Below are 23,625 nucleotides of genomic sequence, written 5' to 3' on the forward strand. Positions count from 1 at the left end.
GGGGGCACCGTGCTCAAACATCATTGAAGTGCAGGGCTCGTCGAGGGTTCCGACATTTCCTAATGCACTTCAATGAACTGCGCGCGGCACCCCCTCCGCCAACTCCCGACCTACTCTTACTTACTTGAGCTTACTTGAGCTTATTTGAAGCGACCCCGCCGACTTTGGCGGGGTCGCTTTGCGTTTGGGGAAAACCGAGGCTGCCCTGGGTGGGAAATTGGCAGCCGGCAAGGCTTGAGAGTCGGTGACTCGGCACGCCAAGGGGCATGCGGCAGATGCAAGCGCGGCAGCACGGGGCCAACGAAAAAGTGGCACCATGCGGCGAAGCGGAGACGCCTGCCGCGACGAACCTAGGCGAGCGCTTCGGACAGAGAAGCCTCGAACGCCTCGGAGGCGGCAGGCTTCACCTCGGTTTTCTTCTGGAAAAGGCCCTTGAACGCGGAGGGCAGCGCGGCCCAGACGCCAACTTGGGGCACGGCATCGGCCTCGACGAGCGACTGCACGGCGCTGGAAGCCGCCTTTGAGTTGATGCCCATATGGGCGAAGCGCTGCTCCAGCTTGGCGCAGTAGGCGGCGTCGGCGGAATCGAGGGAAGCAACGGCGGCTGTAGCCTGGTCGTTGAACAGTTTCATGGTGGTTCTCCTTTCGACGGCGCCTAGTTTAGGCCCACGATGAAGGTCATCGTTTGGTCGATCGGATGAAGCTCGATGCCTCGCTTTGTGCAGTTGCACAACGATATGCGCATCGTGCCCTTTTCGCAGAAACGCACGCACGCCCCATTGCAGCAAGAGCGCCGAATAAAACGCTGCCCCCGGAAATCGGAGGTTACCCCAACGGCGCCTAGAGCGCGCCCGGGGCTACGTCAGATAGGCCAAGGTGAGCAGGGCAGCCAGTTCGCGATCGGTCGCGTCTTGCACGGAAAGAACTTCCTTGATCTTCTTCAGGCGGTAGCGCACAGTGTTCGGGTGCTGGAACAGGGCCTCAGCCGTGCGGCTCACCTCGCCGCAGGAAGCGGCGAAGGCCTCGGCGGTCGGCCCCAGGTCGCTACCGTGCTCGGCATCGTAGTCGAACAGAAGCGAGCGCAGAAGGTCGGCGGCACGCGCGTACAGGCGGTCGCTTCGGGCCGCGGCGCGGAAGGCGTCGAAGCGCAGGGTGGTCCAGCGCACGATGCCGGCGTCCTCCCGCTCGGCCGTGCGCAGGGCGGCCATGGCCTGGCGCACGGCTAGATCCCCCTCCCCCAGGCTCACCTCCTGGCTGATACCGCACACCAAAGGCCCGGCCATGGCGATGCACTTCGCCAGGTCGGCGTCGGAGATGGCGATAGCCTTCAGCGGGGGCCTCTTGAAGGAGACGAACCCCAGAAGCATCCCACGGTAGCGGCACACAAACGTGCGCTCGACATCGTCCCAGCGCTCGCCATAACCGGCGAGCACCCCTTCCACCACTTTCTGCAGAGCGCGCAGCGACGCCCCATCGTCGGTGATGGGGCGTATGGCCACACACTGGATAGTGGCGCCCGTAACCCCCGCGATGGTGAAGAACGTAGAGCGCACGGCCTGCTCGTCGGAAGGCGCCAGAATGAGGTCGATCAGGTGGTTGCGCTCCCACTCGGCGGCATCGTCGTCGAGCAGGTTCATGAGGTCGGCGATGACTCGCTCCATATAGCGCCCCTCATAGAAGAACACGGGCACACCCCGGGCGGTCGAGGCCTCCGCCACCGATGGCGGCAGCTCCTTCAGCACCACGGGCTTCACGGCCACCGCCGCCACGCCGTACTCGATGAGCGCGAGCAGCGCCTCTTCGGCCAGATCGGGGTGCATCCCGGCGAAACCCAAGGTGGTGAACACGAATTCGCCCGAGGTGAACACCTCATAGCCGCCCGTGAAGGGCTCGTGATCGAGGGTTCCCACGCCCGTGACCTCGCGCTCGGCCGCCCCCTCGCAAGGCGCCGCCAACCAAATGCTGTCGAAGGCCCTCATGTTCATAACGTCGCCAACGGTGATCATGAGATTCTCCTAACTGCCATGGCGGGCGGAGCGGCGGAAGGTGCGTTTGCGGAGGAAGGAACCCTCGGGCACGTGAGCGGCAGGGGCACCACCGCACGCGCCACCTTCCACGAGGATGCGGTAGAGGTTGCAGGAGCGGTTGGCCACGGCGGCGGCTTCCCAGTCAGCGGTGGTGGCGCGGGTGAGGGCCTCTTCCACCGTGGCAGGGGCGTCCTCGTCGTGGTTGTCAGGGCCGAAGGTGTTGAGCCAGTGCAGGTCGCGCACGATGAGCCGGCGACTGGGCTCGTGGGGCGCGAGGACTTCCAGCTCGTCGCCTTCCGCGAAGCGGTTGCGGCACAGGAGGTAGAGGTGGTGCGGGTCGCCGGCGACGACGTCCGCGATGTGCATGGTCTCTTGTTCGTAGCCGTCGTAGGCGGGGGCCTGCTCCGCCTCGGAGAAGTAGAAGCCCGTGCCGTAGGGGCGGTGGGAGACGGCCAGAAGCTCGTCAGCCACCTCATCGGGCGGTTCGCCGTCAAGCACGCGGCGATAGGCGCCCACGACCGTAGCCACGTAGAACGCCTTCTTGTTGCGGCCCTCGATCTTGATGGAATCGACTCCCGCATCAGCCAGCGCCTGCAGGTGCGCAAGCATGTTAAGATCTTTCGCGTTCATAATGAAGGTGCCGCGGTCGTCCTCCTCAATGGGAAAGAATTCGCCGGGCCGCTTTTCCTCTTCCAGAAGGAACTCCACGGGTCGCCCCGCCGCGAACTCCGTAGGGGCGGACTTTAGTCCGCCCTGGATACCGATGGCGTTTTCGCTTTGCGGCAACTCAACCACACTTGCGGGCGAGGGGCGACCGAGGTCGCCCCCTGCGGGTTCATCCGGCCGCGTCGCCGCAGGCGAGGCGGCGCCGAGCTGGTAGCTCCAGCGGCACGGCTGGGTGCAGTGGCCCTTGTTGCCGGAGCGGCCGGTGAGGTAGCTGCTGATGAGGCAGCGGCCCGAGACGGCCATGCACATGGCGCCGTGGGCGAAGGCCTCGATTTCCAGATCGGGCGGCGCGTCCTGGCGCAGGCGGGCGATGTCGGCCAGCGACATCTCGCGGGCGCACACCACGCGGCTCGCGCCGAGGGAATGCCACACCCGGGCGGCGGTCGCATTGGCCACCGAGGCCTGGGTGCTCACATGGCGCTCCACCCGCGGCGCCACCTCCCCGGCCACGGCGAAAGCGCCCACATCGCCGATGATGAAGGCGTCCACGCCAGCCGCGTCCAGCGCACGGAAGAACGGCGGCAGCCCGTCGATGTCGTCGGGATGCATGAGGATGTTGCAGGTGACGTGCACCTTCACGCCATGGTCGTGGGCGAAGGCCACCGCGGCGGGAATCTCGTCCATGCGGAAGTTCGCCGCCCGCGCTCGCATACCGAACCGCTCAGCTGCCAAATACACCGCATCGGCCCCAAAGGCCACCGCGGCCCGCAGCTGTTCCATGCCACCCGCCGGCGCCAGAAGCTCCATGCCGATTTTGCCCAACGAGCTACCCCTCGAACGTCACGCGGGCACCCTGGGGGGTGTCCTCGATCACGAAGCCGAGGTCGGCCAGGCCGTTGCGGACGCCGTCGGCCACGGCCCACATCTTCTCGGCGCGGGCGGTGGCGCGGGCCTCGAGCAGACGGGCCACGGCGATCTCGGGGTCGTCGCCCTCGTAGCCGGCCAAGTCGGCGGCCAGGCCCACCACTTCCGCGGGATAGGCCGCGCCTGCCTCGGCGGCGGTCACATCGATGCCGAGCACGTCCATGAGCTCGACGATGGCATCCCGGGCAGCGCGGCCGGCCGCGGCCTCTTCGGCCGCCAGCACGGTCACATCGGCCACAAGCCCGTTCACATCGCTCACGAAGGAGAAGATCTCGCCCAGAGCCGCCGGAGCGTTGAAGTCGTCGTCCATAGCCTCGGCGAAGTTGGCCCTCAGCACGGCCACGCGATCGGTCAGCGCCGCCGCATCCAGCACGGCCGCGAGCTCGCCCTCGGCGGTTTCCGGGGCCAGGGCCGCCTCGCCGCGGGGCGTGCCCGTCTCCAACAGCCAATCGAGGGCCTTCACGGCGTTCTCGATGCGCGTGAGGGCCGCGTCGGCCTCGTTCATGCGCTGCTCGCCGAACACGAGGGGGCTGCGGTAGTGGCTCTGCAGCATGAGCATGCGCAGGGCCTCGGGCCGCACCTGCTCGAGCACCTCGCGCAGCAGCAGGAAGTTGTTCAGCGACTTCGACATCTTCTCGGTCTCGCCGGTTTCGGCATTGGCGATCTGCAGCATGCCGGAGTGCATCCAGTAGTTGGCAAACGTGCTGTCACAGGCGCACTCGGATTGGGCGCGCTCGTTCTCGTGGTGCGGGAACACCAGATCGGCCCCGCCGCCGTGGATGTCGAAGGGCAGTCCCAGGTACTTCTCGGACATGGCCGAGCACTCGATGTGCCAACCGGGACGGCCCTGGCCCCAGGGCGATTCCCACGCGGGCTCGCCGGGCTTGGCCGCCTTCCACAGGGCGAAGTCCAGCTCATCGCGCTTGCGCTCTTCCAAGCCCTGGCCATCGGCGCGCAGCTCGCGATGGCCGCTTTCCGCCTCGTCCACATCGCGACCCGAGAGCTGGCCGTAGCCCGGATAGGAGCGCACGTCGAAGTACACGTCGCCCTCCGACACGTAGGCATGGCCGCGCTCGATCAAGCGCTCGATAAGCGCGATCATGGTGCCGATCTCCTCGGTGGCTTTCGGGCGGATATCCGGATCCTGCACGCCAGCCGCGCGCATGTCCTCGATGAACAGACGCGTGTACTCCTCGGCCACCTCGGCGGCCGTGCGCGCCTCCTCTCCGGCGCGCTTGATGATCTTGTCGTCCACGTCGGTCACGTTCTGCACGAAGGTGACGTCGAAGCCGCGCCAGGTGAGGTAGCGGCGGATCATATCGAAGGAGATGAACGTGCGCGCGTTGCCGATGTGGATGCGGTTGTACACCGTGGGCCCGCACACGTACATGGAGACCTTCCCCGGCTCCACAGGTTCAAAGTCCACCTTCTGGCGGCGGCGCGTATCGTACAACTTAATCATGGGTGAGCTCCTTCGGCGAAAAATAAGGTTCCGGCCATTGTAGCGCAAGAGAGCACCTCGCCTTTGCGACGCAGGGCGATTAGGATATGAACATCAGCCCAACAAGTCGGCGGCCTTCCGCATGACGCCCTTGCGCTTGGCTGTGCTTCTTACGATGCGTTGCGTCAGATCGTGGGCGTCATCGGCCAGGCCAACCCTCGCCGACTCGATAGCGGCCGCCTCGAATGCCGCTTCCAACGAACTGGCCAATTCCTCAAGAATCTTCGCAGCCACTCGCTTCGGCTGGCGCATATCCTGAGCATGATGGGGTTTTTGCGTCTCGTACTTCTCCCCCGAAGTGAGGCCGATAGCTTGGCAGAAGTCTTCCTGGTGCACCCGCCGCAACACCTGGAGCGCGCCGTCGCCGGATCCCTCCATCATCTCGCGATCGTAGCGACGAACAACGAAAAGAGGGTGCTCGCCTAAGACAATACGTCTCGGGAACTTCGAACCCCATAGCCCGCGCTGCTTCCATGCAAATAAATTCGTTGGAGGCCAGAAGCGGAAAACGATCGGCTATCTGAGGCTTGATGATATGGCTCGACGGTGCTCCCGCCAATGGCGCAAACCAGCCCTTGTCCAAAGGAGCACGATCGTCATAAAAAAGCGCGATCTTCTCTTGGCCTCCAGCAAGGGATAGGCGATACTCCGCGCGAAGTTGGGCGATGGCGCCGTACGGGTAGCGAACGATTTCCTCAAGGGTGTTTGGGAGCGGAACATAGGCCGCCTCCCCTGGCAAATCACAGCTATCACCCTCTTCCAGTATGACGACATCGCCGGCACAATCCTTGCCGAGCACGCGAATGAGTTCCATAGGTCGCATGGCCGACACATGGAACTGACGCGCCACCGCCTCGCGAACATCGTCTTCGGGGAGAAGGCCCTCAAAGAACGGCATCGCCTCATAGCCCGTGTAGCGACGAGCTGAAAGCGGCAGCGATAGGGACAGCGGCACAGCAGATGACGACTTCAGTTAGGCCTCATCATAGGTAAAACCATAGAACGGCTCGCTGTTGCCCTTGTCGAGAGCGCCAACTAAGACGCCCCCTTGAAGCACCTTGAGCGACTCGCTCATCGCGCCCCTCCTCTCACGTCGATACTCAGGTCAAGTCCGAGCATAGAAGCCACACCGAGAGCCTTGCCGAACTGAATGGTCTCCTTGCCATTCTCCAAATCGGAAATGAAACGCGTGCCGCACCCGCAATAATCGGCCATCTGTTGCTGCGAATAGCCGAGCTCTTTGCGACGCGCGCGAATAGCTTGTCCGAGGACCTCCGTCGAGTTAATGCGCATAATGGTCTCATCACCTATCGGGAATATCTGGTGTTCGTGAACTATATCATTCCCGATCGGGAATGAAAAAGGAATTCAAGTGGTTCCATTACCGATCGGGAATGATATGGAACTACTAATTTTAGTCAGCCAGCTATGCCCTATCGCCGACGAGCCCTATTCTTCCCCGTCGTCCAGGTAGTTGCGCAGGGCCTGCATGCGGCGATCCAGCTCAGCGGCGGTGTCGGCCAGATCGGCCAGCTCCGCGGCCACGGCGGCGGCATCCTCCTCGGCGAGGTCCTTCTTATAGCGCAGCTGGTGCTCCAGCGAGGCCCAGAAGTTCATGGAGATGGTGCGCAGCTGCACCTCCACCTTCACGCAGCGCTTTTCGCGTTCCAGGAAAATGGGCACCTCGACGATGAGATGCAAACTGCGGTACCCGCTCGGTTTCGGGGAGGCCACATAGTCGCGCCGCTCGATAAGTCGCACGTCATCCTGGGAGAGCAGCGACTCGGCCAGGGAGAACATATCTTCGGGGAAGGTGCAGACGACGCGCACGCCGGCAACATCGTAGATGTTCTTCTCGATGGAGTCCACCGACACGGGAAAGCCCTTGCGGACAAGCTTCTTCGCTAAGCTGTCGGTGCTCTTCAGGCGCGATTTGATGGACTCGATGGGGTTGCGATCGTGTTGCAGGCCGAACTCGGCATCCAGCACGCGGAACTTCGTCTCCACCTCCATCATGGCGCACTCGTAGTAGGTCATAAGCCGCCGGTAGGGCGCGAAGTTGCGCTCCAACATGGCAGAGAACTCGTCGCTGCCCGCCAACCGCGCGAGCATCTGGTTCGCCAGCTCCTCCCGCTGCTCGTGCAACGCATCTAGCGCACTTTGGCCCAGCGCGCCCTGGCCGTCACGCAGCCGCACCACCGCGTTTTCGAAAGCTCGCTCCGTCAATCTCGCCATAGCCGCTCCCTTTCCCGCGTCATCGTTGGTCCCTTGCTCCTTCCGAGCATGAGACTTCGCTCTCTTTCGCAAGATGATACTTTGTGGCCCCGATATGGCTTGGAAATCACGAAACATCGGTCGAAATCTACAAAATGAGACTTCATATCCTTCAAATGGCTTGAAAACGACGAAACATCGGTCGGAATTTTCAGATTAAGCTCTTTTGTAATACACGACCTGGGAAAACATCATCCTCAGTATTACAAAGAATGCTGAAAACAAGCTCTTCGACCGATGTTTCGTGTTTTCCAAGCCATTTCAGCCATTTCGGCAAGAAGGTCTCCCGCAGAGAGTGAGCTTCTGCGGGAGATCGCACGAATATGGTTAGCGCATAACAAAATTCTGCATCGATCTATCGCGCCGTCGCTTCGACCCTATCACGCATTCGTGGCTGCGAAAACTCTACCGCACCTCCGCAGCGGCGGACGGAGCGGCTTCGGCCTCGGCGTCTTCCAAATGCACGGAGGCGTGCCAATTGCCGGGTTCGCCGCTTACCTGGTACACGTAGGTGGCGCCGTCCTTTTCGTAGGTGCCCGTGGCGGCGCCGTTAGCGGCCAGCTCGTCAGTCAAGTCGATGGGCTCCACGCCCTCGGGGGCTAAAACCACGTGGCCGTCGGAGGATTCCAGCACCATATCGTCGGCGTTCGGCGAGCCGTCCTCGGCGCCTTCCACCGTGTAGTCGTGAATCTCGTAGGTGGTGCCGTCGAAGTCGCCGCCTTCCGAGATCATGGTCATCTGCACCGCGCCACCCTCGCCGTCGCCCACCTCGTAGGAGACCTCACCGACGGTGGTGTCGCCGTTCTGGCTCATCTGCACGTCCATCTCCACTGGCTCGCCGTTGATCCACACCGTGACCTTCTCCACCCAGGTCTCGCCCGTGGCCGCGTAGCAAACGCCGTTGGTGACCACAAACACCCCGAGCAGGGCCGCACAGGTAGCAGTCGCGAACTTCAGCGCCATGCCGCGCTTTTTCGTCTTCTCCATGGGAATGCCCTTAACCTTTCCTATCAGGTCAGCAGAGGCATGGACCTCGCCCATCATGGCTTTGTATTGGCTTTGGTTGCTCATCTTCCCACGCCTCCTTCAGTGACTGTTTCAGTAGCTTCCTTGCGCGGACGAGCCGGGTGCGCACCGTGGGTTCCTTGATGCCCAGCACCTCGGCGATCTGGCGCGTGCCCATGTCCTCGAAGTAGAACAGGTGCACCACGATGCGGCACTTCTCGGGCAGATCGCCCAAAGCGGCATACAGCGCCTCGTGGGCGGGCTCGGCGAAAGCGGGCTCCTCGAAGGGAGGGGCGTCGCCGTCGCGAATCTCGCGCAGCTCCACCCGCTGGCGCCACAGACTGCGCCAGAGACTCTTGCACTCGTTCACCGTGACGCAGATGAGCCACGCGCGCAGGCGCTCGTCGAGGGCGCCTGTTCGCTTGGTATCGCAACCAGTTCCGTCCCCTGCAGTGCGCTCGCCGTCACGGCCGCGACCGTGGCCGGCATCGCGCCCGGGATCAGGATCGCCATCACATTCGAGCCACGTCGGCGGCTTCTCGTACGGTTTTAGAAACACCGCCTGCACCACGTCCTCGGCATCGGGCACCCGTCGCGTCTGATTGAGCGCGATGCGGTACACCATGTCGGCGTAGTCGTCGACGATCTGTCGGTACTGGCGGTTGTCCACGGGTTTCCTTCTCGTCCGTCGAGAAAGCGGCGACAGCGCGGCCGCTAGCTTGCCGCCCCGTCGCCACCTTCCACAAAAGGCCTTTCACAGACAATACGCTTGGGCGCGGCACAATGTGCGACGTTTGGGAGAAATTTTCCCTGACAAAACTCGCCAGAAACGAGGGTGGTATAGAACAAGCAAGGAAAAGGCCGACTCGGGGCCGGCCTTCTTCTTGGGAGGGTGAGGGGCGATGCGCCTTGCGCGCAGTGGTACGCCTTGGGCGCCTTAGCAGTTGCGGGCGGTGAGGTTGCCCGCGGTGATGGCGTTCTGGATGCTCAGCGGCTCGGCGGCGTCGCCAATCACGTGCACGTCGAACTCGCCGGACAGCTCGTCGGCCAGAGCCGTGTTGGGGCTCATGGTGGAGGCGTCCACCACGCAGTCGCAGGCAAGGGTGACGTCCATGCCGAAGCTGTTCGTGACGACGATCTCGCCGTCGCCCACGCTCTTCAGCGTGCACTCGGGCATGAGGCGGCCGCCGGCGGCGAAGAAGGCGGGCTTCACGAAGGCGTTCAGCATCATGGCCTGACCGGTGCCGAAGGCCTCGGCGGGCTCCGGCGCGATCACCGTCACCTTCTTGCCCTGGGCGATGAGGTAGTGGGCCGTGTCGGTGGCCTGAGCGTTGAATCCGAGCACCGCCACGCGCTCGCCGATCTCGCTGGCCAAAAAGTCGGTGACGCCAATGACCGGCGTGGCGGCCGTGCCCGCAGCCGCCAGCTCCGGCCGTACGCCGCCGGTGGCGACGATAACCACATCGGGGCTCTGCTCACGCACGAAGGCCGCGTCCACTTCCTGGCCGGTGACGACGTTCACACCTTCCACTTCCAGCATACGGGAGAGGTAGTTGCGCAGACGGCCCAGGCTCTCGTGCTTGCCCTTCACCATTTCGGCGAAGTCCAAAAGGCCGCCCAGGCCGTTCTTCTCGTACAGCGTGACGGCGTACCCGCGCTCGGCGGCCACGCGCGCCGCCTCCATGCCGGCCGGGCCGCCGCCAATGACCATGACGTTCTTGTCGCCGTCGGCCGGGCGCACCTCGTAGCCCTCGGGCATGGCATCGGTGAACACCGAGTTGTTGCAGGGATTCACGCGGCACAGACCGCCCAGGCAATTCAGGCAGCGGCAGCAGGGGCGGATCTCGTCGATGCGGCCCTCGCGCAGCTTGTTGGCGTATTCCGCATCGCAGTTGGCCACGGGACGGTGCATATAGATCATGTCGAGCCACCCCTCGCTCAGGGCGTTCTCGAAGTAGTCGGGAGCAAGCGCCGGATCCATGAACACCACGCCGCCCACGGGGATACTCACGTGCTGCTTCACGTAGCGGCAGGCGCCCATGATGAGGCCGCAGCCGGAGTGCGAGCCGTCGAGCAGCCCGCTGAAGTGGCTGTCGAAGTCGTAGAAGGTGCCGAAGCTGGTGGCGCCGTCGTAGCCGTAGCCGGCGAAAACGCCGTCGTTGACAAACTGGGCCTCGTGGAAGGCGAAGGTACCCAGGCGCAGCTCCAGGGCATCGGCGCCAGCGGCCTCGAGGGCTTGACAGATAGCCACGGTTTCCTCGGGAGTGTTCACCAGCGCGTTGTCGCCGAGAGCGCCGTCGTTCTCCTCGGCGCCGTTCACGAGCACCTGCACCACGAAGTCCGCACCGCAGCGCTCCTTGATGCCGCGGATAATCTCGCAGGCAATGCGCGTGCGGTTCTCGATGGTGGCCGGGCCGTAGGGGTCATCGGCGGCGCGGTCGTTGCCGAAGCGCGAGAAGAACCGTGCGGGCAGGTTGTCGCCGGCGGCATTCAGATCGATGCCGTCGAAGCCGATGGCCTGAAGGCGGGCGGCCCCGTCAATGGTGTCCTCGATGTACGTCTGGATGTCGGCGGCCGATAGCAGGCTGGCCTTGTGGGTCTCGCCCTCTTCGCCCATGTTCTCCCACAGATACACGATGCCCGGCGTGGCCGTCTTCATCTGAATGAGGCACGGCACGTCATAGCTGTGCACTTCGGCGCAGATAGCCGCAAGCGGGCTTTCCTCGATGGTCATGCGCATATCGTTGTCGGCCACATTCACGCGCTTGTCCAGCCGCTCGAGCATGATATAGCTGCCCTCGACGAACACCGCGCCCATGCCACCGGCGGCGATGCGGCCGTGATAGGCCACGGCCTTCTGCTCCTCGTTGGGCACCATGGAGCTGGCCGCCGACTTGATGAGGCGGTTCTTCAGCGTGAGCGAACCGATCTTCAGCTCGGAGAACATAGTGGTGTTGGCGAAGTCCTCGATGCTGTTGGTCGTAAAGTCCCAGTCCTGGGGATTGATCTGCGCGTAGGGCGAAGCGGTGCTTCCCGTCTGCGACAACGCCGGGGACGTCGCATCACCGGACGCCGCTGCCTCGCCGCCGGCCTCAGCCGCACGAGGCTGCGGGGCGCACCCGCCCAGAAGCCCAAGCCCAAGCGCGCTTGCACCCAGGGCCGCCGCGCCTATGCCGCCCAAAAACCCGCGGCGGCTTACCGTTGCTGCTGTTTTCGTCTCTTCCATCGTGCTCATGCGAGCCTCCCTTTCTCTCCTTCGGCACGTTTCCGTTCCGTTTTGCCGCCCCACCCAACGCCGCCGGGATCAGTGCGCTCGCTGCGGCTTGTCGCCGCCTTGGCAAGTGGCCCTGGAGGGCGTTCGCGGCGGGGATGAGGACACGGTAGGACGGAAGCCCAGTTCAACGCATCGACCCGATGGAGGTAATTGCGAAAATATTTCCAGCATCGACCCGTTAGTACGATAGGAACGAGGCGGGGTGAGCGTCTATAATCTAGAGAGAAAGGAGGGGCCCGTGACATTCGATTCCGCGAAACCGCTGGTGGTGGAAATCGGCCTTGGCTGCTATTTCTGGCTGGCGCTGTGCACGCTGCTGTCGGGCGCGCTGTACCCCGCGCTGGAGGTGGGCACCGCTTGTCAGATACCGCTGACACTGTCGTGCGACGCAGGGCTGCTTCTGGGCTTCGCGGGGTGCCTGGCCGTGGCGCAGAGCGGCGGGCGGACCTTCGGGGCATCGAGCCTTGCGGGAACCGACCGCACTTCCGGCGCCGTCGTGCTGCCGTTTCTGCTAGCCTGCACGACGAGCGCCTCCATCTTGCTGCGGGCGGGGATGCTCTTCGAAGATGCAGCGGTACCCATGATCGCGGGCGACGTGCTGCTCGGCGCGTCCTTGGCCGCTGCCGGATACCTCTGGTGGCTCGCCTTTTCCGGCGAACCGCCGCGCGGCGCGTTCCTTCGGCTCGTGCGCGCGCTGCTCGGCGCCAGCATCGCCTTTGTCGCGCTCAGCCTCATGCCGCGCGGCATTCTGCTGCTTTGCGCCTGCTTGGTGGCGCCCGTCGCCATGGGTCTGGGACTGGCGGCGCAGCTCCCGGAAACCAAAGCGAGCAGCAGCAAGGCTCATCCTGGAACCGGCGAAGACAAGACCCCCCTAGCCGCTGACGTGCTGCGCAGCGCCGAAGTCAAAAGCGCGCTTAACGCCGATGCCGCCAGCACCGGCGCCGAAGCCGAGCGGCCCGCGCCCTTGCCCCGCGTGCTCTCGGCCTCCATCGTCATCTCGGTCTTCGTGGCCGATTTGCTGCTCAGCCTGTTCCCCGTGTCGCTCTTCTCGGAGGCAAGCCCGCTTTTCGCGCCGCTGACCGGCGACCCAGCCGCGGCGGTCCTCGGCAACCTCACCGAGCCGGCCTTTATCGCTGCGCTGCTCATCGCCCTGTTTTCGGTCGCCGCCCTTCTGCTTGAAGAGCGCGGGCGCCTGCGCCTCCCGCTCGTGTGCTCCGTGGGATTTTTCGCCGTGGCCGTGGGGTTCGTCACCTTCCCCTACCACCTTCCCGGCGGAGCACCCATCGGCATCGCCGAAGCCGGGCGCGTCATCATTCTCGTCTTCATCATCATGGCGCTTCTGCGCTACTACCAGGGCTGCCCGCCGCAGGCGTGGCTCATCCCCCTCGCCCGGCTCGCGTGCCTGTGCGCCCTGGCCATGGCCGTGGCCGACGTGCTTGTCATGACGCTGTACCTGAACCCGGCCCTCGACCTGTTCGACTTCACCAACCGCACCATCTTCGGCGGCGTTGGCGTCCTGGTTCTGGTGGCACTGCTGCTGGGGCCCATGCCCCATGTCTACGAGGTCGTGCGCCGGGGGGCATGCCACTCGGAAGCCGCAGGGAACAATGCCGAAAATACCGACGAAGGAGCCGAAAGCGCGGCGGCGGTTTCCCTTCAACGCGAGGAGCTGGCCGAAGCGCACCTGGACGCCTTCGCCAGCACCCACCGCCTCTCGCCCCGCGAGCGGGAGATCCTAGGGCTCATCTCGAAGGGCCGCGACGTTCCCTACATCGAGCAGGAGCTCGTGCTTTCCAAGAGCACCGTGAAGACCCACATCCGCCACATCTACGAGAAGTGCGAGGTCTCCTCCCGCCAGGCCCTGATCGACCTCCTGCAGTCGCACCCGGGAGACTGAGGAAGCAGCCTCATTGAGGCCAGCACTCCCCCTACAACGGCGCACGCCGCGTCATCCAGCTCGGCAGCGAGTCGGCCGAGCAGGTGGGTCTCCCTAATCGTCCACCTGCAGCTCGACGAAGGCGCTTTCGGGGCTGTGCTCGCCGGCATCGTTCACCGAGCGCACGCGCAGCACGTAGAAGCCCGCCTTCGCCGGGGTATAACCGAAGGTCCAGATGGGGTTCTGGTTGTCGTTAAATGCGGTACACGAGACAGGTGGCGTAGGCGGTGATGCCCTCTTCGCGGCCTTCGGGACCCAAGTGCTCGGTGGTGGTGGCCTTCACGCCCACGTTCTCCACGGGAAGGCCCATGGCGGCGGCCAGGTTCTCGCGCATGGCCTCGCGGTAGGGAGAGAGCTTCGGAGCCTGGGCGGCAATGACGCTGTCCACGTCGATGATCTCGAAACCGCGCTCGCGCACGAAGCGAGCCACCTCGGCGAGCAGCTTAAGCGAGTCGGCATCCTTGTAGGCCGGGTCGGTGTCGGGAAACAGCTTCCCGATGTCGCCCCCGCGCACGGCGCCCAAAAGCGCGTCGGAGATAGCGTGGGCCAGCACGTCGGCATCGGAGTGCCCGTCGAGCCCCTGATGGTGCGGAATGTCCACCCCGCCCAAGATGAGCTTGCGGCCCGGAGCAAAAGCATGCACATCCATTCCCAGCCCCGTCCGAAGATTGCGCAGGTCGTTCATACCGGCTCCTTCCGCCTTCTTCCATCACGCATATCGCCTCTGAAAACCCTTCTCATTTCCTTCTCGGTCATCGAAAAGGCTCGTTTCTGCAGCAAATCGCGAGTTATAAGCGTCTGAGCGATGCGCTTCACCGCATTCCAGGTTTTCCGCCCAGCAAAACCCCAGGTCAGAAATTCGCAGCTTTTGAATGTCTCGAACGAAGCAAGCTCCAGACGCTTATAACTCGCGATTTGCTGCAGAAAGTGGCCTCTTCGTTAACCGTCATCGATGCTCGGAGTTCAAAAGCATAGTCCGAACGGCACTGGCGAGAAGCACATAGTCCTCGGGCACCGTAAGCTTAATGTTGTCGCGCTTCCCTTCCACGATCAGCACTTTGCCGCCAAGCCGCTCGATGAGCGACGAGTCGTCGGTTCCCACGAAGCCGTCGGACAGCGCGCTCGCATGGGCGCGGCGGTAGATGCCCGCGCGGAAGACCTGGGGCGTCTGGGCATTCCAGAAGACCGAACGGTCGGGGGTGCCCACCACCACGCCGTCTTCCACGACCTTCAGCGTATCCACCGCCGGATGTGCCACAATGGCGCCGTCGGCATCGAAGTTGCCCTTGACCATGTTGATGGTGTGCTCGATGAGATCCGGCGACACGAGCGGTCGGGCGCCATCGTGCAGCACCACGTATTCGTACTCGTCGCCCACCATCTCGAGCCCCGAAAACGCCGACTCCTGGCGAATGGCCCCCGAGGGCGCGAGCACCACGGGCGTGACGAAGGGGAACGGGTCGATGGCGCGGGACAAGTACTCGTGCATGCGCTCCTCGGGGCACACGATGACGATGAGCCCCACATCTCCTACCGCGTCGAAGGCCTCGGCCGACCACGTAAGGATGGGCTTGCCGGCAATCTCCACCAGCTGCTTGCCACCTTCTTTGCCGAAGCGCTCCCCTGTGCCACCGGCCAGAATGATGGCCGCCGTCTGGGGCTTTTTGTCCACTTTGCCCTGCAGCTGCAGAAGCGGCGAGCTCAGGGCATCGAAATCGAGCTCATCCATGCAAAAGGACGGCTCGCGAAGAACCGAGGGCTCGGTGACGGGATCGATGATGTTCGGCATAAGTACCCCCTGAGGGCTCGTGGAATGTTGGGACATAGTATAAGCCATCGCGCGCATTTTCGGTTTTCTTCCGCAAATGCCACTTCAGGCCCGCTTTGGTAAGGCGCGAGGACGAAAAATGCCAGTTGAAGCCCGCTTTGGTAAGATTTCGAGCTCCAGAGGTCTTGCGCCCTTACCATTCCGGGGTCGAACTGGCATTCGGGAAGGGAAAATCGAAATCGTCCCCAATCGCGGTTCAGACATGAAGAAGGAGGCTCCGGGGAGCCTCCTTGTAGACGCGGTTAGAATACGCTCGAATTACGACTGGGCGCAGCTGCGTCGGAGCCGAGGCGCGGCCTCAGTTGGCACCGAAACGCAGCCGGGGCGGAACCGAAGGACAGCCCCGCTAGCGCCGAAAGGCCGCCCCTACTCCCCTCCCGCCAGAGAACCAGCGGGGGTGCCGGCGCCACGGCCGCTTCCCACGCCAGCGTGGCCCAGGTCGTAGTTCGTCAGCAGCAACTCGGCGTCACGGGCGATGGAGTCGCGCTTGCGAGGCGCCGGGATGGAACCGGTTCCCTCGGAGAACACCAGCTCCTCACCGTCCTCGGACACGGTGACGTCCACCACCGAACCGCTTGTCCAGCGGCCCTCAAGGATCTGCTCGGACAGCGGATCCTCCAGCATGCGCTGGATGGCGCGACGCAAAGGACGCGCGCCGAAGGCGGTATCAGTGCCCTCTTTGGCCACGAGGCGTTTGGCGGCGTCGTCCAGGTTGATAGTCATGTTCTGGGCAATCATGCGCTCGCGCAACTCGGCCACCATGAGGTCGACGATCTGCACGATCTCGTCCTCGGTCAGGCTCTTGAACACGATGATCTCGTCGATGCGGTTCAAGAATTCCGGACGGAAGGCGTTCTTCAGCTCGTGCATGACGCGGCTCTTGATCTCCTTGTCGGAAAGCCCGTTCTGCCCCGAGTTCGAGAAGCCCAGCGTGGTCGTGGTGGTGATGTCGCGGGCGCCCACGTTCGAGGTCATGATGATGACGGTGTTGCGGAAGTCCACGGTGCGGCCCTGGGCGTCCGTGAGGCGCCCCTCCTCCAGAATTTGCAGCAGGATGTTGAACACATCCGGATGCGCCTTCTCAATCTCGTCGAAGAGCACCACCGAGTACGGGCGCTGCCGCACGGCCTTGGTGAGCTGGCCGCCCTCGTCGAAGCCCACGTAGCCCGGAGGCGAACCCACCAGGCGCGACACCGTGTGCTTCTCCATGTACTCGGACATGTCGAAGGACAGCAGCGCGTCCTCGGAGTTGAACAAGAACTCTGCCAGCGCCTTGGAAAGCTCGGTCTTGCCCACACCCGACGGCCCCAGGAAGATGAACGAGCCGGCCGGGCGCTTCGGATCCTTCAGGCCGGAACGGGAGCGGCGGATGGCTTTGGAAAGCGCCGTGACGGCCTCGTCCTGGCCGATGATGCGCTCGTGCAGGACGCCTTCCATACGCAAGAGCTTCTCGGTCTCGGCCTCGGTGAGGTTGCTCACGGGCACGCCGGTGGACATGGATACCACGTCGGCGATGTCCTCAACCGTGACGTTCTGCACCGTCTTAGAGGTGTCCTCTTCCCATTGCTTCTCGGCCTCTTCGCGCTCCTTCTTCAGAGCCTCTTCCTCGTCGCGCAGCTCGGCGGCGCGCTCGAAGTTCTGGTCGCCGATGGCGCGGTCCTTCTCGGCGCGGCACTTCCGCAGCTTCTCGTCCAAGTCGCGCAGCTCTTTGGGCAGCGTCATGTTGCGGATGCGCATGCGGGCGCCGGCCTCGTCCATGACGTCGATGGCCTTGTCGGGCAGGTAGCGATCCTGGATATAGCGGTTCGCCAGCTGCACGGCGGCGGTCAGCGCCTCGTCGGTGAAGTGCACGCCGTGGTGCGCCTCGTACTTGTCGCGCAGGCCCTCCATGATGCGCACGGCCTGTTCCTCGTTGGGCTCGTTGATGGTAAGCGGTTGGAAGCGGCGCTCCAGCGCAGAGTCCTTCTCCAGGTGCTTGCGGAACTCCTCCAGGGTGGTGGCGCCGATGATCTGGATCTCGCCGCGCGACAGCGGGGGCTTCAGAATGGCCGCCGCGTCGATGGAGCCCTCGGCGGAGCCGGCGCCGATGATGGTGTGGATCTCGTCGATGAACAGCAGCACATCGCCGGCGTCCATGACCTCCTTGATGACCTTCTTCAGGCGCTCCTCGAACTCGCCGCGGTACTTCGAGCCGGCCACGAGCGCGGAAACGTCCAGCGTGATGAGGCGCTTGTTGCGCAGGATGTCGGGCACCTGGTTGGCCACGATGAGCTGGGCCAGGCCTTCGGCGATGGCCGTTTTGCCCACGCCGGGCTCGCCCAGAATGAGCGGGTTGTTCTTCTGGCGGCGCGAGAGGATCTGCATGACGCGCTCGATCTCCGAGGCACGGCCGATCACCGGATCTAGCTTGCCCTCGCGGGCCTTCTTGGTGAGGTCGGTGCCGAATTCGGTGAGCATGGAGTCCGATGAGCTGGGCCCGTCGAAGCCCGTGCGCCCGGCGTAGACCGGCGACTGGCCCACCAGGTCGTTCAGCGCCCCGCGCACGTCGTCGCCGGAGACGTTCAGCCGGCCCAGCACCTCGAGCGCCGTGCCCTCGCCCTCGCGCACGATGCCGAGCAGCAAGTGCTCCGTGGAGATGTAGGACTGCCCCATCCGCATGGCCTCGCGCAGCGAGTTCTCCAGCACGCGCTTGACGCGCGGCGTGAAGGAGAGGTGCCCCGAGACATCGGTGTCCTCGTCGATGGTGACCACCTGGCGGATGGCCTGAACGACGCCGTCGTAGCTGACGTTCAAGCGGTCGAGCGCCTGGGCGGCAAGACCGTCCTTCTCCTGGATGAGGCCGAGCAGGATATGCTCGGTGCCCACGTAGGGCTGGTGAAGCGAGCGCGCCTCATCCTGAGCCAGGACAAGCACTTTGCGCGCCTTGTCCGTGAATTTCTCGAATGACATGGTTGCCTCGTTCCTTGGGTTGGTGCCCTTCTGCGAATGCTTTCTCTCTGGTAAAACTGACACGTCGGGCACGGTAAATAGTTCCCGTGCAGTTTAGCACTCCCTATCTTGAATTGCTAAACCTGGGTCTTGGAAACCCCCTATTTGTGGGCACGTTGTGAGGGATCCGCAGAAGAATTCCGCGAGGGAGCTTCCTTTTCAGGCTCTTCGGCAACTGCGCGTTCGACCTCCTCGTCGGCGGCGCGCTCCTCCTCGTCGCGGTTGTCTTGACGGGCGTCCTCGCGGCGGACGTCGCGCTCGATCTTGCGCAGGTTGGCATTTTGGAACTCGGCCACGAAGCCGGCCGAGAAGATGCCGCCGGGAATGGCCACGAGCGCCACCGAGAGAAACATGATGACCGAGCCCACAATGCGCCCCGCCGGCGTGATGGGCACCAAGTCGCCGTAGCCGGTGCTTGTGACAGTGGTCACGGCCCAGTAGATGCCGGACAAAAGGTTGTTGAACTTGTCGGGCTGAGCCGGGTGCTCAATCTCGTACATCACGACACTGGCCACCACCACGAGCATGGCGATGACCAGAAACGACGCCACGATTTCATGGTAGTGCTTCGAAATGACGCGACCGATGGTGCGCAGCCCGCGCATATAGCGGGAGATCTTTATCAGGCGCACCAACCGCACCACGCTGATGACGTTCTGCAGCGCGGGCGTGACGGGCAAAAACCATGCCGCCATATTCGGCCCGAAGGACAAGAGGTCAATGATGCCCCACGGCGAGAAGATATAGCGCAGCCGAGCACGAGCCGGCGTGCAGTTACCGTAGGCCAAATCGGCAATCCAGATACGAGCGATATATTCCACGAAAAAGCACACCGTGGAGAATCGGTAGAAGCCCTGGATGATATTGGCCGCCACCGGATCGAGCCCCGGCTGAGCGGAGACGAACACCACCACGGCATTCAGGAGGATGAGCGCGAACAGCGCACCTCCGACGATCTTCGCCGGCCAGTTCGCCCGATTCAGGTTCTCCAGAGCGTAGAAGGTTTCCCGTTTGAACGTGGAGGAGTCGCCCAAGCGCCGACGCAGGCTCTCGCGGCGCGTGCGCTCCTTGCGCCGCCGGCGCTCCTCGCGGCGCTCCCACCGCTCGCGGGCAGCGCGCTCGTCGTCTTCGTCGCGTTGCCGTTCGTCATCTGTGGCGCTCATGGGGCACCTCCTCTCCCCTCTCATTTTAAGCAGGGGCACCGCGGAGATGCGCCGTCATTCACCAGCCGTCAAGAAGCTGGATACAAAGGACGGCCCCCTTCACCGCAGTTGCGAAGGGGGCCGTCCTGGAGTCGTCAGCGCAAGCGCCTAGTACAGCTTGGCGCCGGCGGGGATGTGGTCGTCTACCATGAGGAGGTTCAGGCGCTCCTCGGGCTCGCCGTCGTCGCCGGGCACCTCGTGGATGGCGGACATGAGCATGCCCTCGGAGGCCACGCCCATCATCTTGCGCGGCGGCAGGTTGGTGATGGCGATGAGCGTCTTGCCCACGAGCTCCTCCGGCTCGTAGTAGGCGTGGATGCCCGACAGGATGGTGCGGTCGGCGCCCGTGCCGTCATCTAAGGTGAACCGCAGCAGCTTCTTCGACTTCGGTACCGCAGTGCACTCCTTCACCTTCACGGCGCGGAAGTCCGACTTGCTGAAGGTGTCGAAGTCCACCTCGTCTTCAAAGAGGGGCTCGATGACGACGTCGGAGAAGTCGATGGGCTCGGACGCGGGGGCCGCAGCGTCGGCATCGGCGCTGCCGGCAGCTTCGGCCGGCTCCTTCTCAGTCGCGCACACCGGCCTCCCGTCCCCGAGCACCTCGTCCTTCATGTGGGGGAACAGCAGCACGTCGCGAATGGACGGCGCATCAGTGAGCAACATGACCAGGCGGTCGATGCCGATGCCCACGCCACCAGCCGGCGGCATGCCGTACTCCAGCGCGCGGATGTAGTCGGCGTCGAAGCCCATGGCCTCGTCGTCGCCCATGTCCTTGGCCGCCACCTGGGCGCGGAAGCGCTCGGCCTGATCCACCGGGTCGTTCAACTCGGTGAAGGCGTTGCCGTACTCGTGGCCCAGGATGAACAGCTCGAAGCGCTGAGTGAGCTCGGGGTTCTCCGGATGCTTCTTCGCCAGAGGCGAGATCTCCAGCGGGTGGTCGACGACGAAGGTGGGCTGGATGAGCTTCTCCTCCGCCACGGCCTCGAAGATCTCGGAGATGAGCTTGCCCTTGCCCCAAGCCGCCTCGGCATGGCCGCCGTTTTTCTCCAGAATGGCCACCAGCTCCTCGCGGCTGCGGTCGAAGGACACCTCCTCGCCGGCGTGCTCGCTGGCCAGCTCCATCATGGAGGCGCGGCGCCAGTCGCCGGACAAATCCACCGGCGTTCCCTGGTACTCGATCTTCAGCGTGCCGCAGGCTGCCTCGGCCGCGGCCTTGATGCAACCCTCGGTGAGATCCATCATGGAGTTAAGGTCGCCGAAGGCCTCATAAGCCTCCATGGTGGTGAACTCGGGATTGTGGTACGGATCCATGCCCTCGTTGCGGAACTGACGGCCGATCTCGAACACCTTCTCGAAACCGCCCACGAGCAGACGCTTCAGCGGCAGCTCCGTGGCGATGCGCAGGTAGTAGTCGCGATCAAGCGCGTTGAAGTGCGTGATGAAGGGCTTCGCGTTCGCGCCGCCGATGATGGCATGCAGAAACGGCGTCTCTACCTCGTAGTAGCCCTGCTCCTCCATGTAGCGGCGGATGGCCGAGACGATCTTGAAGCGGCGCTCGAAGGTGGTGCGCACCTCGGGGTTCATAACGAGATCCACGTAGCGCTGGCGATAGCGGGTCTCCTTGTCCGTCAGGCCGTGGAACTTCTCGGGCAGAGGCCGCAGCGACTTGCTCATCAGCTCAAAAGAGTCCACCGCTACGGACAGCTGGCCGCGGCGGGTTCGCATCATAGTGCCATGGACGGCGATCCAGTCACCCACATCCAAATCGCACAGGGCCGCGAAGGCCTCCTCGCCGAGCGCGTTGATGCGGCAGAACAGCTGAATGTCGCAGCCGGACTCGCGCAGCTCCAGAAACGCGATCTTGCCCTGGACGCGCTTGGCCATGACACGGCCGGCGATGAGCACCTCATCCTCGGTGGACTCGCCGTCTTCCAAGTGCGCGTACTTCTCGTTCAGCTCGCCTACCGAATGACTGCGCTTGACCGAGTGCCCATAGGGATCGATGCCCGCGGCAATCAGCGCCTCGCGCTTGGCGCGGCGCACCTCGATGGGATCGTCTTCGATGATTTCTACCGCTTCGGCCATTCCGGTCTCCTAGTGCTCGATCTTGATAACGGTCAGCTTGATGTCGCGACCAGTGGGGCCGGTCGTCGTCACCTCGTCGCCCTTCTTGCAGCCGAGCAGCGCCTGACCCACCGGCGACTCGTTGGAGATCTTGCCCTCGTGGGCATCGGACTCGGCGCCGCCGACGATGGTGAACACGCGCTCACGGCCGTTCATGTCCACGGTCACCGTGGAGCCGATGTTCACCTTGCTCGAGCGCTTCGGCGCGTTCACAACGGTGGCCTCGGAGAGGATGCGGCTGATCTCGGCGATGCGCGCCTCCATCATGCCCTGCTCGTTCTTGGCATCGTCGTACTCGGAGTTCTCGGAGATGTCGCCGAACTCGCGGGCGACCTTGATGCGCTCGCCGATCTCGGCACGCTTCTCGTTCTCGAGGTAGTGCAGCTCCTCCTCGAGCTTCTTCTTGCCTTCTTCAGTCAGCACGTAGTTGTCGTTAGCCATAATGATTCCTATTTTCTCTCTTATACATCGGTGGTGCGCCCGCACAACGCAGCGGGCGCACCACCGTTCTTGCCTGATGTTGTCGAAGGAGCGAGGTTACTCGGCCTTCTTCTTGACGACCTTCTTCACCGTCTTCTTCGGGGCGGCTGCAGGCTCTTCCACGACCTCTTCCACCACTTCGACAACTTCCTCGTCGTCGGCGGCTTCCTCGACGTCCTTCTCGCCGGCGCCCATGCCCTCACGCAGGTTCTTCACCGTCTTGCCGAGCGCGCTGCCGAGTTTGGGCAGGTTCTTCGGGCCGAAGATGAGCAGGATAACGACCAGGATGATGAGGAGCTCGGGAACTCCCATGCCCAGAATCTTCATGCAATTCCTCCATAAGGTCGGGCAAGGGGTCGCCTTGCCTTATCGGTAATCGCCCGCCGTCGTCTCGTTTCCGACGAGCAGTGCGCCCGGACCCTCCGCGCGCCTTTGAATGCGCGGGCAATGGTAACACAAACCCCCTCACCGCGCCGCGTTTCGCACAAATACTTCAACGACGTCCGCCGTTCAGCCTCCACCTCTCGCAAAAGGCGCGAAAGAAAAGCGGCGACCGTAGCCAGAAACAAATTTTTGCCACCCCGGTTCGAAGAGCCAGGCATTTTTCCTTGTCTGGCTACGGTGTTATCCTGATACAACAAATCGCCCCGGGGCTACGACCAGGCGATATGCCAGAAATCGATATGTTATCCACACGATACACCGTAGCCTGGGGCAGGATAATGACGCGATGCTTGCTGCGTCGTGACAAAAACACGCCTCGGGCTACGGTTCGCCGCAACCTCGATGGGATAGAATGGGTGTTCAGCATTCGCATCCAGAAGGAGCAGCTATGTACCGCATGACCGATGAGGAATTCGAAACCGCCATCGCCGAGGCCCTTGATGCGATGCCCGAGCAGTTCATGGAAGCGCTGAACAACGTGGCCATCGTATGGGAAGAAGAGCCAAGCGCCTACCATGTGGGCTATGACGAGGAATGGGACATCGAACCAGCGTTTGTCGAAGACGAAGATGGCCCCGAATCGTATACGCCTGCGGAACGCGATGCAAAAGACGACGCAGCAGCGGAAGACGCAGGCGGCGAATACGAGGCGGAGGACGACGAGGACGAATTCGACGACCTTCTCGGGCTGTTCGACGGGCTGTCCATCGTGGAACGGGCCAACGGCTACGACGACGACATCCCCGACGTCATCACCATCTTCAAAGGCCCACACGAGCGCTGCTTCAACAGCCGCGAGGAAATCGTGGAAGAGGTCGGCAAGACCATCATCCATGAGCTGGGCCACTACTTCGGCCTTAACGAGGACCAGCTGGCCGCCATGGGCTACGAGTAAGGGGGCAGGATAGCCCCGCGCCGAGCCATGCAACCCCTTGAGCGAAAGAGAGCGTGC

At 63.6% G+C, this 23,625-nt stretch carries 18 protein-coding genes and 1 pseudogene; 2 read left to right on the forward strand and 17 right to left on the reverse strand.

Annotated features, from left to right (window positions below; all coding sequences use genetic code 11):
• Positions 1–350: 350 nt before the first annotated feature.
• The 10 genes and pseudogenes from GO707_RS07275 to GO707_RS07325 all read right to left on the reverse strand — a co-directional run bounded on the left by GO707_RS07275 (position 351) and on the right by GO707_RS07325 (position 11,632).
• A complete protein-coding gene (locus GO707_RS07275; protein ID WP_114538815.1) occupies positions 351–632 on the reverse strand; it encodes a hypothetical protein in 282 nt (93 codons plus the stop codon).
• 225 nt (positions 633–857) lie between these two features.
• A complete protein-coding gene (locus GO707_RS07280) occupies positions 858–2,006 on the reverse strand; it encodes a helix-turn-helix domain-containing protein (protein WP_157012663.1) in 1,149 nt (382 codons plus the stop codon).
• A gap of 9 nt (positions 2,007–2,015) precedes the next feature.
• Positions 2,016–3,500, reverse strand: a complete 1,485-nt coding sequence (locus GO707_RS07285) for a peptidase U32 family protein (RefSeq protein WP_227069945.1) — start codon at positions 3,498–3,500, stop codon at positions 2,016–2,018.
• A 19-nt stretch (positions 3,501–3,519) separates the two neighbouring features.
• Complete coding sequence (gene cysS / locus GO707_RS07290) at positions 3,520–5,079, reverse strand: cysteine--tRNA ligase (RefSeq protein WP_157012665.1); 1,560 nt, start codon at positions 5,077–5,079, stop codon at positions 3,520–3,522.
• A 93-nt stretch (positions 5,080–5,172) separates the two neighbouring features.
• Positions 5,173–6,091 (reverse strand): annotated as a pseudogene (locus tag GO707_RS12740) (HipA domain-containing protein).
• Between the two features lie 98 nt (positions 6,092–6,189).
• The gene (locus GO707_RS07305; RefSeq protein ID WP_157012668.1) at positions 6,190–6,411 is read right to left on the reverse strand and encodes a helix-turn-helix transcriptional regulator; all 222 of its coding nucleotides are present in this window, start codon (positions 6,409–6,411) and stop codon (positions 6,190–6,192) included.
• Positions 6,412–6,567: 156 nt separating this feature from the next.
• The gene (locus GO707_RS07310; RefSeq protein ID WP_197745982.1) at positions 6,568–7,353 is read right to left on the reverse strand and encodes a GTP pyrophosphokinase; all 786 of its coding nucleotides are present in this window, start codon (positions 7,351–7,353) and stop codon (positions 6,568–6,570) included.
• Positions 7,354–7,797: 444 nt separating this feature from the next.
• The gene (locus GO707_RS07315) at positions 7,798–8,379 is read right to left on the reverse strand and encodes a hypothetical protein (protein ID WP_114538809.1); all 582 of its coding nucleotides are present in this window, start codon (positions 8,377–8,379) and stop codon (positions 7,798–7,800) included.
• A gap of 28 nt (positions 8,380–8,407) precedes the next feature.
• Complete coding sequence (locus tag GO707_RS07320; protein ID WP_157012669.1) at positions 8,408–9,067, reverse strand: RNA polymerase sigma factor; 660 nt, start codon at positions 9,065–9,067, stop codon at positions 8,408–8,410.
• Between the two features lie 267 nt (positions 9,068–9,334).
• The gene (locus GO707_RS07325; protein ID WP_157012670.1) at positions 9,335–11,632 is read right to left on the reverse strand and encodes an oxidoreductase; all 2,298 of its coding nucleotides are present in this window, start codon (positions 11,630–11,632) and stop codon (positions 9,335–9,337) included.
• Between the two features lie 277 nt (positions 11,633–11,909).
• Between GO707_RS07325 and GO707_RS12745 the strand changes: the two genes are divergently transcribed.
• Entirely contained in the window at positions 11,910–13,568 is a 1,659-nt protein-coding gene (locus tag GO707_RS12745) for a helix-turn-helix domain-containing protein (RefSeq protein WP_157012671.1), read from the forward strand.
• A 232-nt stretch (positions 13,569–13,800) separates the two neighbouring features.
• On the opposite strand, the gene ispF is transcribed toward GO707_RS12745, so the two are convergent.
• The 7 genes from ispF to tatA all read right to left on the reverse strand — a co-directional run bounded on the left by ispF (position 13,801) and on the right by tatA (position 22,556).
• A complete protein-coding gene (ispF, locus tag GO707_RS07335) occupies positions 13,801–14,292 on the reverse strand; it encodes a 2-C-methyl-D-erythritol 2,4-cyclodiphosphate synthase (RefSeq protein ID WP_157012672.1) in 492 nt (163 codons plus the stop codon).
• Between the two features lie 261 nt (positions 14,293–14,553).
• Positions 14,554–15,396 (reverse strand): 2-C-methyl-D-erythritol 4-phosphate cytidylyltransferase, encoded by an 843-nt coding sequence (ispD, locus tag GO707_RS07340; protein ID WP_022738886.1) that lies wholly within the window; start codon positions 15,394–15,396, stop codon positions 14,554–14,556.
• A 405-nt stretch (positions 15,397–15,801) separates the two neighbouring features.
• Complete coding sequence (locus GO707_RS07345) at positions 15,802–18,384, reverse strand: ATP-dependent Clp protease ATP-binding subunit (protein ID WP_157012673.1); 2,583 nt, start codon at positions 18,382–18,384, stop codon at positions 15,802–15,804.
• A gap of 140 nt (positions 18,385–18,524) precedes the next feature.
• Entirely contained in the window at positions 18,525–19,586 is a 1,062-nt protein-coding gene (locus GO707_RS07350) for an ion transporter (RefSeq protein ID WP_198161041.1), read from the reverse strand.
• Positions 19,587–19,733: 147 nt separating this feature from the next.
• Entirely contained in the window at positions 19,734–21,710 is a 1,977-nt protein-coding gene (gene lysS, locus GO707_RS07355; protein WP_157012675.1) for a lysine--tRNA ligase, read from the reverse strand.
• Between the two features lie 9 nt (positions 21,711–21,719).
• Positions 21,720–22,190 (reverse strand): transcription elongation factor GreA, encoded by a 471-nt coding sequence (greA, locus tag GO707_RS07360; protein ID WP_022738867.1) that lies wholly within the window; start codon positions 22,188–22,190, stop codon positions 21,720–21,722.
• Between the two features lie 96 nt (positions 22,191–22,286).
• On the reverse strand, positions 22,287–22,556 hold the full coding sequence (gene tatA / locus GO707_RS07365; RefSeq protein WP_114538803.1) for a twin-arginine translocase TatA/TatE family subunit: 270 nt from the start codon (positions 22,554–22,556) through the stop codon (positions 22,287–22,289).
• 505 nt (positions 22,557–23,061) lie between these two features.
• Between tatA and GO707_RS07370 the strand changes: the two genes are divergently transcribed.
• Positions 23,062–23,568, forward strand: a complete 507-nt coding sequence (locus GO707_RS07370) for a metallopeptidase family protein (RefSeq protein ID WP_227069746.1) — start codon at positions 23,062–23,064, stop codon at positions 23,566–23,568.
• The last annotated feature ends 57 nt before the right edge of the window (positions 23,569–23,625 follow it).

This window comes from Adlercreutzia rubneri, assembly GCF_009755265.1.
Lineage (GTDB): Bacteria > Actinomycetota > Coriobacteriia > Coriobacteriales > Eggerthellaceae > Adlercreutzia > Adlercreutzia rubneri.

Excerpts from the sequence above, each read along its gene's own strand:
- GO707_RS07275 (WP_114538815.1), bottom strand. The coding sequence starts at position 632 with ATGAAACTGTTCAACGACCAGGCTACAGCCGCCGTTGCTTCCCTCGAT.
- GO707_RS07280 (WP_157012663.1), bottom strand. The coding sequence starts at position 2,006 with ATGATCACCGTTGGCGACGTTATGAACATGAGGGCCTTCGACAGCATT.
- GO707_RS07285 (WP_227069945.1), bottom strand. The coding sequence starts at position 3,500 with ATGGAGCTTCTGGCGCCGGCGGGTGGCATGGAACAGCTGCGGGCCGCG.
- cysS (WP_157012665.1), bottom strand. The coding sequence starts at position 5,079 with ATGATTAAGTTGTACGATACGCGCCGCCGCCAGAAGGTGGACTTTGAA.
- GO707_RS07305 (WP_157012668.1), bottom strand. The coding sequence starts at position 6,411 with ATGCGCATTAACTCGACGGAGGTCCTCGGACAAGCTATTCGCGCGCGT.
- GO707_RS07310 (WP_197745982.1), bottom strand. The coding sequence starts at position 7,353 with ATGGCGAGATTGACGGAGCGAGCTTTCGAAAACGCGGTGGTGCGGCTG.
- GO707_RS07315 (WP_114538809.1), bottom strand. The coding sequence starts at position 8,379 with ATGGAGAAGACGAAAAAGCGCGGCATGGCGCTGAAGTTCGCGACTGCT.
- GO707_RS07325 (WP_157012670.1), bottom strand. The coding sequence starts at position 11,632 with ATGAGCACGATGGAAGAGACGAAAACAGCAGCAACGGTAAGCCGCCGC.
- ispF (WP_157012672.1), bottom strand. The coding sequence starts at position 14,292 with ATGAACGACCTGCGCAATCTTCGGACGGGGCTGGGAATGGATGTGCAT.
- ispD (WP_022738886.1), bottom strand. The coding sequence starts at position 15,396 with ATGCCGAACATCATCGATCCCGTCACCGAGCCCTCGGTTCTTCGCGAG.
- GO707_RS07345 (WP_157012673.1), bottom strand. The coding sequence starts at position 18,384 with ATGTCATTCGAGAAATTCACGGACAAGGCGCGCAAAGTGCTTGTCCTG.
- GO707_RS07350 (WP_198161041.1), bottom strand. The coding sequence starts at position 19,586 with ATGAGCGCCACAGATGACGAACGGCAACGCGACGAAGACGACGAGCGC.
- lysS (WP_157012675.1), bottom strand. The coding sequence starts at position 21,710 with ATGGCCGAAGCGGTAGAAATCATCGAAGACGATCCCATCGAGGTGCGC.
- greA (WP_022738867.1), bottom strand. The coding sequence starts at position 22,190 with ATGGCTAACGACAACTACGTGCTGACTGAAGAAGGCAAGAAGAAGCTC.
- tatA (WP_114538803.1), bottom strand. The coding sequence starts at position 22,556 with ATGAAGATTCTGGGCATGGGAGTTCCCGAGCTCCTCATCATCCTGGTC.
- GO707_RS07370 (WP_227069746.1), top strand. The coding sequence starts at position 23,062 with ATGTACCGCATGACCGATGAGGAATTCGAAACCGCCATCGCCGAGGCC.